Source organism: Mycobacterium sp. IDUB_17 (genome assembly GCF_055419465.1).
The window spans coordinates 735,661-748,205 of sequence record NZ_JBVAXS010000003.1 but is presented as its reverse complement, the minus strand read 5'-3'; the positions used below and the strand labels follow the sequence as shown (position 1 = coordinate 748,205).

Annotated in this window: 10 protein-coding genes; 7 read left to right on the top strand and 3 right to left on the bottom strand. The window is 66.5% G+C overall.

Going from position 1 to position 12,545, the window contains the following annotated elements:
• Window positions 1–5: 5 nt before the first annotated feature.
• Window positions 6–1,511, top strand: a complete 1,506-nt coding sequence (gene eccD, locus ACZYZ7_RS16595; RefSeq protein ID WP_450072586.1) for a type VII secretion integral membrane protein EccD — start codon at window positions 6–8, stop codon at window positions 1,509–1,511.
• Window positions 1,512–1,519: 8 nt separating this feature from the next.
• Here eccD and eccB read toward each other — a convergent pair whose 3' ends face one another.
• Window positions 1,520–3,019 carry a type VII secretion protein EccB gene (gene eccB / locus ACZYZ7_RS16590; RefSeq protein WP_463741345.1) on the bottom strand — a complete coding sequence of 500 codons (1,500 nt, stop codon included), beginning with the start codon at window positions 3,017–3,019 and terminating at the stop codon, window positions 1,520–1,522.
• Between the two features lie 62 nt (window positions 3,020–3,081).
• Here eccB and eccE point away from each other — a divergent pair, with 62 nt between their 5' ends.
• Together eccE and ACZYZ7_RS16580 are read left to right on the top strand one after the other, a co-directional pair.
• Entirely contained in the window at window positions 3,082–4,785 is a 1,704-nt protein-coding gene (gene eccE / locus ACZYZ7_RS16585; RefSeq protein ID WP_450072584.1) for a type VII secretion protein EccE, read from the top strand.
• Window positions 4,786–4,800: 15 nt separating this feature from the next.
• The gene (locus ACZYZ7_RS16580) at window positions 4,801–5,490 is read left to right on the top strand and encodes a DUF5336 domain-containing protein (protein WP_135459231.1); all 690 of its coding nucleotides are present in this window, start codon (window positions 4,801–4,803) and stop codon (window positions 5,488–5,490) included.
• On the opposite strand, the gene ACZYZ7_RS16575 is transcribed toward ACZYZ7_RS16580, so the two are convergent.
• On the bottom strand, window positions 5,438–6,574 hold the full coding sequence (locus ACZYZ7_RS16575; RefSeq protein ID WP_450072582.1) for an acyltransferase family protein: 1,137 nt from the start codon (window positions 6,572–6,574) through the stop codon (window positions 5,438–5,440). The genes ACZYZ7_RS16580 and ACZYZ7_RS16575 overlap by 53 nt on opposite strands.
• Before the next feature lie 74 nt (window positions 6,575–6,648).
• Here ACZYZ7_RS16575 and ACZYZ7_RS16570 point away from each other — a divergent pair, with 74 nt between their 5' ends.
• From ACZYZ7_RS16570 to ACZYZ7_RS16555, 4 genes are all read left to right on the top strand, one after another.
• Complete coding sequence (locus ACZYZ7_RS16570) at window positions 6,649–8,118, top strand: glutamate--cysteine ligase (protein ID WP_135459235.1); 1,470 nt, start codon at window positions 6,649–6,651, stop codon at window positions 8,116–8,118.
• A gap of 18 nt (window positions 8,119–8,136) precedes the next feature.
• Window positions 8,137–8,820 carry a class I SAM-dependent methyltransferase gene (locus tag ACZYZ7_RS16565; RefSeq protein ID WP_135459237.1) on the top strand — a complete coding sequence of 228 codons (684 nt, stop codon included), beginning with the start codon at window positions 8,137–8,139 and terminating at the stop codon, window positions 8,818–8,820.
• 113 nt (window positions 8,821–8,933) lie between these two features.
• On the top strand, window positions 8,934–9,953 hold the full coding sequence (locus ACZYZ7_RS16560; RefSeq protein WP_167858021.1) for a polyprenyl synthetase family protein: 1,020 nt from the start codon (window positions 8,934–8,936) through the stop codon (window positions 9,951–9,953).
• Window positions 9,950–10,966: a LacI family DNA-binding transcriptional regulator gene (locus ACZYZ7_RS16555; protein ID WP_450072580.1), complete on the top strand. Its 1,017-nt coding sequence runs from the start codon at window positions 9,950–9,952 to the stop codon at window positions 10,964–10,966. Before ACZYZ7_RS16560 ends, ACZYZ7_RS16555 begins: the two co-directional genes overlap by 4 nt.
• A 13-nt stretch (window positions 10,967–10,979) precedes the next feature.
• On the opposite strand, the gene ACZYZ7_RS16550 is transcribed toward ACZYZ7_RS16555, so the two are convergent.
• Window positions 10,980–12,509 (bottom strand): APC family permease, encoded by a 1,530-nt coding sequence (locus tag ACZYZ7_RS16550; protein ID WP_463741344.1) that lies wholly within the window; start codon window positions 12,507–12,509, stop codon window positions 10,980–10,982.
• Between the last annotated feature and the right edge of the window lie 36 nt (window positions 12,510–12,545).

The following is a 12,545-nucleotide window of genomic DNA, read 5'->3' as shown; positions in this document are numbered from 1 at the left end:
TGTTCGTGTCGAGCAATCCCATTGCGCAGGAGGCCGACTGGATTGTGACCCTACTTGAGTCAGAGCTTGATCAAGAAGCCGAACCCGAGCTGAGCCGATTGACCCTGGTGGTCGGTGAACTGAACATCGACGTCGGGTTGCCTGCACACGTCAGCATCGCCCAATACATTCCCGATGTCATCGATATCGCGAATGAACAGATCACCGCGCACGACGCGATCATCGAGTTCGACGCCGCCGACGGGCGGTGGACCCTGGCACCACTCGGCGGTGAACCGATCGCCCCGCACCTGTCCATCGCCGAGGCGGGCGTCCACGACGGCGACCTGTTGATGATCCGCGCGGTCGGCCAGCCGGTCAGCCCGTTGTTGTTCGACGACGTCGACGACACCCACGACACAGCGGCCGGCACCGTGGCGAGCTGGTTCGCGGACAACGCCAACGTGTTGGCCGGGTTCGGTGTCGCCGCGGCCGCCGCCGTGACGCTGGCCGGCGTGACGGCACGGTGGACCGCCCAACCCGCAGTGCCCGCGGCGGTACTGGCCCTCGGCGTGATGGGGATGCTGCTGGCCTGCCTGGTGGCGCACCGGCCGGGGTTCGCCGCGGCGCCGGGCTGGATCACCGCGGTCTCGACGCCACTGGTCTTCGCGGGCTCGCTGTACCTGGTACCCGACGGTTCCGGCGCCACCTCCCTGCCGATGGCGTTCGCCCTGACCGCTTTCGGCGCGCTCCTGGTGCTGCTCGTCTCGGGCAGCGGATCCGCGGTGTACACCGCGATCATCGCGGCGTGCGCTTTCGGCGGCGTCAGTTCGACGGCAATGTTGCTGTGGCAGCCACCCATCCGCGCGGTAGGTGCTTTGCTCGCCACCGTGGCCGTTATCGTCGTCTACCTTGCCCCGCGGGTGACGATCGGGCTGTCGAAACTCCCGATCCCACGGGTGCCCACCGCCGGTGAGCCGCTCGATGACATCGAGACCCAGGGTGGCCCCACCGTCGAGGGCGTCAACGCGATCGGCAAACAGATCATCCCCACCGAGGAAGACTTGATCAGCCGGGTTCGGCGGGCCAATCAGCACCTCACCGGGATTCTCGTCGCGGCCGCGCTGGCCGCCCTGGCCGGTTGTTATCTGGCCGTGGACGTCAGCAACGGGTTCTATTGGCAGGGCACCGTTTTCGCCGTCATGGTGGCGACGGTGCTGTGCCTGCGCGGTCGCGGCCATCACGACCTGGTGCAGTCGGCGACGCTCATCGGCAGCGGGCTGACCATCGCCGTCGCCGTGGTCCTCAAGACCGCGCTGAACGTCGAGGGGTGGCAGGCCCGCGCCGCGGTCGTGCTGCTCGTCCTGATGGTGCTGATCCTGGCGTGCGGGCTGGTCGCACCCCTGCGCGAGTTCTCCCCGGTGGCGCGGCGTCAGGTCGAGATACTCGAATACATCGCCGTGGGATCGCTCTTCCCGCTGTGCTTCTGGATCATCCGGGTCTACGCGTTCTTCCGCGAGATGCGACTGTAAACGGCTGGTCAGCCGGTTGACACCTTGCTGCTGTCCGGGTCGGCGGCCATCCCGTCATGGGCGACCAGGGCCGCCTCCTGAGACAGCTCCGGCCCGGGCGGCAACAGCGACAGCACCGGCCAGGGTGCCCACTGCGGGGCGTTGGCCGGGCCGTCGGGCACCTTGACGCCGCTGACCCCGAGCACCTCGGCCGTCGGCAAATCCTTGATGTGGTAACGCACTCCGGTATCCGAGACGTAGAACAGCTGTCCCGCCGAGCGGCTGTCGGGATCGTTGCCGGTGGCCTGCACGTACTCGCCGGCTCCCGGGGTCAGGTAGACCGAATCCGCCCCCGGCCCGCTGCCGTCGGCGCTGGCCAGCCGAACCATCTGCGCTCCCTCGGCGGTGGGCAGCCGGTGCCCGACCAGCAGCCGTACGTCCGCTCCAGCGTCGGTGTTGGACCGCTGCCAGCCCATGCACACCACCCGATCGGGATTGGGCGACACGATCCGCGGCGACACCAGCGGGTAGTGGTCGATCGGCAGCCGGTGCACGGTCGGCACCTCGGCCAGTGTTGCGGGCGCGATCTCGTCGAACTCGCCGGTGGCCACCTCGCCGGACGCGCTGTAGCGAATGATGTCGGCGGTGGCCTGCGAGACAGGCTGCAGACCTTCACGCAGCACGACGTAGAGCTGTTCACCTCGCGAGTCGACGGATTTGACGATGGCGCCCACCGGGTGGTCCGGTCCGAGCAGGCCGGGCTCCCCCGAACCCTGGATCAGCACCGGCGTGATCGGGTCGACCAGCGGGAAGGTGTTGAGCACGGACAGCGACATCGGCCGTGTTGCCGCGCCTTGGAGGTGAAGTCCGTTGACCAGGACCGGATCTGACACATCGATCGGGGCCCGTACACCGCGGTAGACCAGATAGGTGGTGCCGCCGGTTTCGGTGAGGATCGCCTCGGCGGAGTCGGCCGGGCGAATGCCGCCGTCGAGCACCGGGTCATTGGCCAGCACCGTGGTCTGCAGGCTGGGCGTGCCGGTGGTTTCGGTGACGGCCGGCATCAGCAGGTTGTCGCAGACGGTCCACGACGACGTCGCCAGGTCGTCGCCGCGGTTGATGCTCGCGGGCGCGCCGACGATGCCGACCATGGGCCCGCGCGGTACGACGTCGAGGAACTTGTCGTCAACCTGCTTGGGGCTGTCGTTCCTGCCGACGATCAGCCGGGCCGAGGCCAGATTCAGCACGGGGTGGATCTGGTCACCGATCCGGACGAACGGCGCACCGCTGGATTTGCTCAGCACGATCTGCGCGTCGCCGATGTTGGGTGCCGGTTTGAAGAACGCCATCACGGCCGAGGCCCCGGTGATCAGGACAGCGATCACCACCCCCACGATCAGGGCCCTCATCTGGCCACGCATCGGATCGTGGATCATCCGCGAATCGCCCCGGATGAGCGCGTGCTCAAGCCGGCGGATCAGGAAACGGTAGCCGTTCACCTGTGCGCGAGTGGTAACTTGCGCTGGCATGCGTAGTGTTTAGCACGTCCGCACCACCTCGACATGACGTCCGAGCGCCTATTCGAAAAGCGATGCGTCCATTGACTTTCGCAGCAAAGCTGACCACCGCCGGCGATACCGGCCCGCAGCGGCTCGTCCCCCTGGCCGACCTGATCGTCCTGCAAATACTCGTCGGCGCCGGCATCGTCGTCGCGCAGCAACTGCACCGGCCCGGCTGGCAGGGCGCGGCGGTGGGTCTGGTGGCGGCGCTGTTGCTGGTTGCCCCGGTCGTCAAGGGCACGACAGCACCGCGGGCGCTGGCGCTGCGCGGGAGGTTTCTGCGGAATCGACGGCGACGCGCGGGCAAGACCGAGCCGGGTTCCCTGCCGACCGAACCGTTCGACGTTCCGACCTCCGACGGGTTGCAGATTGGATTCCGTTGGAACGGCTCGACTTTGCTGTCATTGCTCAAGATCGACGAAAACCCCAGGGCTCTGACCGTTTTGGAGCCCGGGGTCACGGTTTCCGGTGAGATGGTTCCCGTGCAGGCGCTGCTGGACTGCCTGCGCCAGTTCGACATCACGCTCGAATCCATCGACATCATCAGCCAGGGCGCCCGCTCGGCCGGTCACACCGACGTCGCCGCCGTCTATGACTCCGTGCTGGGGCCGCTGCCCGCGATCGCCCAGCGCACCGTGTGGATTGCCGTGCGGTTCAACCCGTCACGCTGCGCGGAGGCGGTCCGGCGCCGGGGCGGTGACCGTGACGGCATCCTGCGCGCCGCCACCACTGCGACCCGTCGCGTCGCCAACCGGCTGGCCGAGGCGGGCCTTCAGCCCCAGTTCCTGTCCGCCAGCGGCATCGCTGCGGCCACCAATCAGCTCAGCGACGGCATCAATCTCGGCACCGTCGAAGAAACCTGGGAGGACTGCCGCGAAGGCCACTTCCGGCTGTCCAGCTTCGCCGTGCAGCCGAACATGCTGACCACGGCGGGACTCGGGCTGTTGTGGACGGTACCCAGCTACTCCACCACCGTGTGCCTGTCACTGCGCGAGGCACCCGATCACGGCACCGACGAGGATCTGGTCCAGGTCCGCGGATTGGTCCGCTTCGACAGCGACGTGCGCGTCCCCACCCAATTGCGCGGTCTCATCCCGCTGCACGGTCAGCAGTTTTCCGCGCTGGCCGCGACGCTTCCGATCCCGACGGTCCCCGGGTCCGACCACATCGAGCACTGGGCGTCCGGCCTCCGCGGTGATGCGCTCAGTGATCTGGCGTTGCCGGCCTCGGGCTGCGGACAGGTGATCGGCGCCGACCAGGAGGGCCGCGCGGTCGCGCTGCCGCTGTTCGGCGCTCAGATCCGCCGGGTGGAGATCGTCGGCACACTGCACCTGGCGCAGCAGGTGGTGCTGCGCTCGCTGGCGTTGGGCGCCCGGGTGCTGGTGCACAGCCGGCGTCCGGCGTTCTGGCGCGACATGGTCGACGTGGTCGGGCGCCATGACCTGCTGTGGGTTGCCGACTTCAACCGGCGCGCCATCCAGGCCGGTGCGGAGCGCAATTACACCGTCGAGATGTTCGACGGTGTTCCAGAGCAATCAGTCCGGATCGGGGTCACCACCATGGTGCTCGCCCCACCGAACACCCCCGCCGGCCACGCCGACGTGGTCCTCGATCTGATCTCACTGGAACACGACACGGTCAAGGTCAGCACGCAGGCCGGTTCGGCGGTGGTCACGATGGTCGCCACCGACGACGAGATGCGTTATCTGAGAGCGTCCGCGAACAGCACTGACTGATATGAAGGAGTGATCGTGGTCAATCCGCTTCATCGCAACCTGTCGATCGCGGTGGTGGTGCTGGGTCTCATCGGCTACTGCGTGAGTTTCGGACCGGCCGCCGACGGCGGCGGCAACGACTGGCACGTCAGGTTCGCCGCACTGGCCGCCCTGGCCGCCGCAATCGGCTTGCTGCCCAAGCAGACTGCCCTCCCATGGCTGCCCGCCGTCCTGGCCGCCGCGGGTTTTCTCGATGCCTTGTCGAGCGTCCTGACCTCCTCCACCTCGGGCTGGGTGCTGACGACCATCGCGGTGCTCAACGGACTGCAGGCCGTGGCGGCCGTCGCGGCGATGTGGCTGGCACCGGAGCCGCCGGCCGCGGCCACCGCCGCCGGCGGCTACGAGGCCTATCTCGACTACTACAACCAGGCCGTGCAGCAGTACTACCAGCAGGGCGCGGTCGCACAACAGGATTCGTCGCAGCACAGCAGTTACGGCCAGGCGTATGGCCAGGGTTACGCCCAGTCGCAGGCAACCCAGCAAGCACCGCAATACGGCGATTACGCCGATCTGCTGTCGCCACAACAGGATTACGGCCGGGCCGCGGCTGCGGCACCGGCCCAGCCCGGTGGATCCCTGCCCCCGCCCGGGCGGGCCGGGGCAGGCCCCGTGACTAACCGCGCGGCCGAGTCAGCCGATGTAACAGCCAGGCGAACGGCACCGTGAACACCAAGGTCACGATGAACAACACCGTGGCCGATCCGGTGTAGACGTGCCAGCCCAACACGAACGCCATGACCAGATCCATGGCGACCACGTGTAGCAGGAATACCTCGTAGGAGATCTCGCCCAGCCACACCATCGGCCGGCTGCCCATCAGCCGCGCGTAGAGACCGTTCCCGCCCAGCGCCAGCGGGGCCACCACGAGTGTCGCGATGATCGCGTAGAACATCGTCTTGGCCAGGTCCTCGGTCAGGTCGAGGGATACCGCGGTGGTGATCCCGGCGATCGGGGTCGAAACCACCAGATAGCAGGCCAGCGCCAGGGGCAACGCCGCCATCGCATAGCAGCGCACGCCCATCGTGCCCAGCACGGCCAGCACCATCCCGCCGACGAACCAGACCAGATAGTGCGGCAGCCAGGCACCACCTCCGACCGGCATCCATTCGGTGTTGTGCAGCAGCACCAGCCACACCGGGCTGACCGCAGCCAGGACAGTCAGCCCGGCCAATAGCAGAACCGGCCGAAAACGCCTGCGACACAACACCACCAACAGCAGATAGGCCAGCAGAGGCAACACGGCGTAGAACGCGACCTCCACCGCCAGGCTCCACATCTGGCTCAATCCCTGGTGCAGGTACTCCGCGAAGTAGTTGTCGCCGTAGATCTGAGTCAGGGTCAGGTTGCGTAGCAGGCCGGGCCACGTGTGTCCGGGATTCGGCTGTACGGGCCGCAGTTCGTAGATCCCGTAGACGACGAGGACCGTGACGACGTAGGCGGGCATGATGCGGCGGAACCGATTTCGCGCATAGCGTCGGGTGCTCGGCGCGTCGGCCCCCGAGGCCGCGGCCTGCACCCAGGGGCGGAACAGCAGGAGCCCCGAGAGCACGAAGAAGATCGCCACCCCGACCTCGAGGCGGGCGCTCATCAGCCCCAGGTATCCGTGCGAGAGCAGGCCGGTGCCGTACGCCGCGTGGGTTCCCATCACCGTCATTGCGGCGACCGCGCGCACCCCGGTGAGTGATGCGACGCGATCGACGTGCGAGACCTGCTCGAGCCCGCCCTGGTCGTCCTCAACCGCTGAGGTCATCGGTCGGCCTCCGCCTCCGTGGTCATTTGGCCATTCTGCTGCGCGCACGCCCGTTCGCGTTGTTGCATCGCGGTGTGGGTGAAGAGGTCAAGAACACCGAGTTCAGCCGCGCGCACCGGCAGGAGTACCGGCGCAAGGTGCAACTGTGCCTCGACGTGTTCGAAACCATGCTGTCCCGGTCGAGTTTCGAGTTCGAGCGCCCGCTCACCGGCATGGAAATCGAGTGCAACCTCGTCGACGATGAGTACCAACCCGCGATGACCAACCAGGAAGTGCTGGCATCGATCGCCGATCCGGCCTATCAAACCGAATTGGGCGCCTACAACATCGAATTCAACGTCCCTCCACGACCGTTGCCCGGCCGAGCCGCGCTGGACCTTGAGGACGAGGTGCGGCTGAGCCTCAATGCCGCCGAGGCCAAGGCCAGCGAGGACGGAGCGCACATCGTGATGGTGGGCATCCTGCCGACCCTGATGCCCGAGCACCTGTCGGACGGTTGGATGAGCCAGTCGACGCGCTATCAGGCGCTCAACGACTCGATCTTCACCGCCCGCGGCGAGGACATGCCCATCGACATCTCCGGGCCGGAGCGGCTGAGTCTGCAGTCGGCGTCCATCGCGCCGGAGTCCGCATGCACCAGCATGCAGCTGCATCTGCAGGTATCCCCCGCCGATTTCGCCCGCAACTGGAATGCCGCCCAGGTGCTGGCCGGCCCGCAACTCGCGGTGGGGGCCAATTCACCGTATTTCTTCGGTCATCAGCTGTGGGCCGAGACCCGCATCGAGCTGTTCACCCAGTCCACCGACACCCGGCCCGATGAGCTCAAGGCCCAGGGCGTGCGGCCGCGGGTCTGGTTCGGCGAGCGCTGGATCACGTCGATCTTCGATCTGTTCGAGGAGAACGTGCGGTATTTCCCGTCGCTGCTACCCGAGCTGTCCGACGAGGATCCGGTCGCCGAGCTCGCCGCGGGTCGGGCGCCTCAGCTGGCTGAGCTACGGCTGCACAACGGGACGATCTACCGGTGGAACCGCCCGGTATATGACGTGGTGGGCGGTGTTCCCCACCTGCGGGTGGAGAACCGCGTGCTACCGGCCGGCCCGACCGTGGTGGACATGCTGGCCAATGCGGCGTTCTACTACGGCCTGCTGCGAACGCTGTCCGAGGAAGACCGCCCGCTGTGGACCAAGATGAGCTTCGCCGCGGCCCACCACAACTTCATCGAGGGCGCCCAGAACGGCCTGGATGCCCGGCTGTACTGGCCCGGTCTGGGCGAGGTGACGCCCGATGAGTTGGTGCTGCGCAGGCTGCTCCCGATGGCGCACGACGGGCTGCGCCGCTGGGGTGTGGCGGGGGAGGTGTGTGACCGCTATCTCGGGGTGATCGAAGGTCGCGCCAAGACCGGACGGACCGGGTCGACGTGGCAGGTGGCTACCGTGCAAAAGCTGCAGTCACAGGGGTTGACCAGGCCCAAGGCGCTGGCCGAAATGTTGCGGGAGTATGTCCAGCGGATGCACAGTAATGAGCCCGTCCATACGTGGGATTGAGACGCGTACGTTGGAGGAATGACTTCTGGACAGGTCTTGGACTGGGACGGCGCGTACAAGGGGGAAGCAGGTTTCGAGGGCCAGCCGCCGTGGAATATCGGTGAGCCGCAGCCCGAGCTTGCGGCGCTGCACCAGGCCGGGAAGTTCGAGAGCGATGTGCTCGACGCGGGCTGCGGCCATGCCGAGTTGTCACTGGCGCTGGCGTCGGACGGCTACACCGTCGTGGGGCTGGATCTGAGCCCGACGGCGATCGCGGCGGCCAATCAGGCTGCGCAGGTGCGCGGGCTGTCGACGGCCAGCTTCGCCCAGGCCGACATCACGTCGTTTACGGGTTACGACGGCCGGTTCAACACCGTGATCGATTCGACCCTGTTCCACTCGCTGCCGGTCGAAGGTCGCGACGGATACCTGCAATCGATCCGCCGGGCCTCGGCCCCGGGTGCGCACTACTACGTACTGGTGTTCGCCAAGGGCGCGTTCCCGGCCGAGTTGGAGACCAAGCCCAACGAGGTGTCCGAAGACGAACTGCGCGCCGCGGTGTCGAAGCACTGGGAGGTCGACGACATCCGGCCGGCCTTCATCCATGCGAATGCCGTCGCGATGCCTGCCGATGTTCCGTTCGAGTTGCCCAAGCACGACTTTGACGAGAAGGGCCGCATCAAGTTCCCGGCATTCCTGCTGACCGCACACAAGGCAGGCTGAGATAGGCCGCCGCGTCAGAGCGGTGGCCGCACTGGTGCCGAATCGATTTGGCACCCGTCATGCGTGTCCGTATCCTGGTTGGATTCCTCGCATCCAACGGAGAAGGGACCCAAGTGACGACGCCGATCACGCTCGCACGAGACGTGGAACCATTCTCCCCGGAGGCGATCGATGCCCAGGTGTCCGCCGTGGCCGCCGGTCTTCGGGCTCAGATCTCCGAGCGCCTTGCGAAAACCCCGCTCCCAGTTGAGGATCCATCGACGGTCATCGACGCCCTCTCCGGAGGGAAGCACCTGCGCGCCCGGACCCTGCTCCTCATAGCGCACTCATTCGGCACGCCGGATCCACGGTTCGCTGCCGATGCCGCCGTCGCCCTCGAGCTGTTGCACACCGCTTCACTGGTCCATGACGACATCATCGACAGGTCTCAGTTTCGCCGGGGGCTGCCATCGCTGCACTCCGCCGCGGACGAGGCCACCGCCATCCTCATCGCAGATCTGCTCATCGCCGTCTCGTTCGAAACCGCGGCAGTTCTCGGCGAGCGCGCCGTCACCCCCCTCGCTCGCGCCTTCGGGCAGCTCTGCAAGGGCCAACTTCTCGAACCGACGCTCGGATGGGGTGACGACGGCCAGCCCTCAATCGAGGACTACGCGACGCTCAAGACCGGCGCCCTCTTCGGAGCGGCCTTCGAGCTGGGTGCCATGGCAGCTTCGTACGACCCGGCGTGCCAGGATCGTTTCCGCGAGTCGGGCCAGCGGCTCGGCCTCGCATTTCAGCTCACCGACGACCTTCTTGACGTCAGGGACGACGCGCTGAACCTCGGCAAGGATCACGGGGCCGATCTCCGCAACGGAGTTCCGACACTGCCACTGTGGAGCGCGTATCGGCACCTCGTCGATCTGGGCGAAACGCGTTCCGCCTCAGACCCGTCCCTGCGAACCGTGTTGGCCGACGAAGCAGGTTCGGATCGCACGCTGCGCTACACGAAGGAGCGAATCGGCGCTCTGGTCGAAGAATTCCGGACGTTGCTGCCCCCTGCGAATCAACTCGGGACACTCGACCTCACGGTGGACACAGTCCTGGCCAATCTTGACCAGTTCTCAAATACGGATTGCGAGTCGGGCGCTCCGTGAAACCCCGCCGCATCACCATCAAGGACGTCGCGCATGAAGCCGGCGTCTCGATCGCCACGGCATCAGAGTCGCTGAACGGCAAGGGACGCGTCGCCGCGGCCACTCGTCAGAACGTGATCGATGTCGCGAATCGCTTGGGGTACACGGCAAACCGGATCGCCAAGAACCTGAATGCGGGCAGGACCGGCTCGCTCGTGCTGACCGTCTCCCCTATGGCCGTACGGTCCTCGACCACCGATCTACAACCCGAATGGGACATCGAGTACTACTTCAGGGTCCTCAACGGGGCCAGCGCTGAAGCCTTCCGGCGCGGGTTCCTCCTGTCCATGCTCCCGTCCCAGCTGTCCTCAGAGGCGTTCCTCTCCGCAGCCGACGGCCTCATCGTGGTCGACCCGAGCGATGACGACGAGTTGCTCACACAAGTCGCGCGCACCGGCCTGGCCTGCGCCACCATCGGTCGGAACTCCGGCGACTTCAGCTGGGTGGACAACGACTTCTCCACCGGCACAACGACGGCTCTGGTGCATCTGAACGCGGTCCGCAGTTCGCGAACGGCGCTGTTCCTGAGCGAGACCAGCTCCTCCTATGTGCGAGACGAGCTCTCCGCATACCTCGATTGGTGCTCGACCGTCTCGCTGGACCCGATCATCATCCGCTCTCCCGGCCCGCGTGTGGATGAGGCCGAGCCGGTTATCCGGGCCGCACTCGCCTCTCCCGATCGCCGTTTCGACGCGGTGCTGGCCACACTCGACACGCTGGCATTCGCCACCGAGCGCAGCGCCCACATGCTCGGGCTGGCCGTCCCCGACGACCTCCAGGTGGTCAGCCTCACGGACAGCCGCTACCTCGACTACGGCCTGCAGAAACCCATCACCGCACTCGATCTGCACCCCGTTCGGCTGGGAGAGGTCGCAGTGGATCTGCTTGTTGCGGCACTCGACGGGGAGACCGGCCGCCGTCGCGAACTCGTGAACGCATCGCTGACCGTTCGAGAATCGACGCTCGCGGACTGAGTGAACGGGCTCCTCACACGGTCTCCGGGCTGGCACTGTAGTTCCGCAGCGGGTCGCAACCAGGCTCTGGCTCCGGGTCGCGGTCGGGTTCTTCGTCGGCCGACTCGTCACGCTCGAAAATCACGATCGACTGGCCCGTCGAGGCCGCGTGCAGTCTCCTCCGGTGCACCCAGTTCTCCACCACCACGCCGAGTAGTCCGACCGCCAGCGCCCCGATGATCGTCGACCAGTCGCTGGCCCAGCCACTGCCGGACTCTCTGGGCCACGCGACGTTCACGATCTGAAATCCCAGCCACGCAAGCGCAATCCACCCGATCACTCGTCCCGCGCGTCCCAGGAAGAGGCCGGGCTCCTCGCTCCACTGGCCGCGAACGCGCGCGATGGCCAGGCCGAGGATCGGGAAGAGGAAGGAGATGAAGAATCCCACCGAGGAAAAGGAGATCAGGGCCATCTGGATGCCCTCGCTCTGGAACGGGATAAAGAGCAGCGCCGCGATGATCGCCGTGACGACCACCGCCTTCCTCGGCAGCCCGGTCGCTCCCGAAAGACTCGTGAGGGTATGGGCGAACGGCAGCTCTCCGTTTCGCGCTGTCGCCCAGACGATTCGAGAGACCGTGATCTGAATCGTCATGAGGCTCGCAGCGAATGCGATGACGAAAAGGGCGAGGATGCCGCGAAACATCGGCTCGGGAAGCGCGCCGGCCATGATGGCGACGGCCGGATCCGCGGCGTTCTCGGGGTTTCGCAGGAAGTCCTCGCTCGGCACCGCGAGCGTGAACGCGAGCGTGCTGAACACCACGATGGCCATGATGGCGAAGAACGAGACCACCATCGCCCGGGGCACAGCCCGCTTCGGGCGCTTGACCTCCTCGGCGATCGAACTCGCGCTCTCGAAGCCGATCGCGAAGTAACTCGAGAACGCGATGGCCATCACGAGTGGAGCCGCGAACAGCACCCCTTGGTGGTCAGGGAGCGCCGTCGGTGAAATGTACTCGAGGCTCTGGTGGCGTTCGAACACGAGCAGCCAGATCGCAACCCCGACGGACCCCACCGCCTCGGCGGCGATCACTGCGACCATCAGGATCTTGATGAACACTCGCCCAGCGAGGTTCACCAGCGTGCTGAACGCGAGGATCGCGACCGCCAACCACGTCACCAGCCCATGATCGGCGCCCGAAAGACCGAAGATGGGCGGCATCAGCACCGCTCCGGCGTATGCGACGGCAGGAAGCGTGATCAGCAGTGTCCAGATGTAGGTCCACGAGGCGAACCAACCGTAGCGAGATCCCAGGAGCCGGCGAGACCACTGATAGATACCGCCCGAATCCGCCCACTTCGAAGCAAGCACACCCAGCGTGAGCACCACGACGAATTGGCCGGCATAGAGGATGAGGCCGCCCCAGATGAACGCGGGCCCCGAGGTAGCCAGCCCGACGCCCAGGACGCTGTAGACCGCCACGATCGGCGAAACGAATGCGAACGCGACAGACAGAGCGGAAAACGTGGTGAATTCTCTCTTCATCACCATCGGCGCCTCGGCCATGGGGCTCCCTTGATTCACAGGTGAAGGCATGTAACG

Bases quoted from the DNA above. Each gene is read 5' to 3' on its own strand.
- eccB (WP_463741345.1), bottom strand. From the start codon at position 3,019: ATGCCAGCGCAAGTTACCACTCGCGCACAGGTGAACGGCTACCGTTTC.
- eccE (WP_450072584.1), top strand. From the start codon at position 3,082: ATGCGTCCATTGACTTTCGCAGCAAAGCTGACCACCGCCGGCGATACC.
- ACZYZ7_RS16575 (WP_450072582.1), bottom strand. From the start codon at position 6,574: ATGACCTCAGCGGTTGAGGACGACCAGGGCGGGCTCGAGCAGGTCTCG.
- ACZYZ7_RS16565 (WP_135459237.1), top strand. From the start codon at position 8,137: ATGACTTCTGGACAGGTCTTGGACTGGGACGGCGCGTACAAGGGGGAA.
- ACZYZ7_RS16550 (WP_463741344.1), bottom strand. From the start codon at position 12,509: ATGGCCGAGGCGCCGATGGTGATGAAGAGAGAATTCACCACGTTTTCC.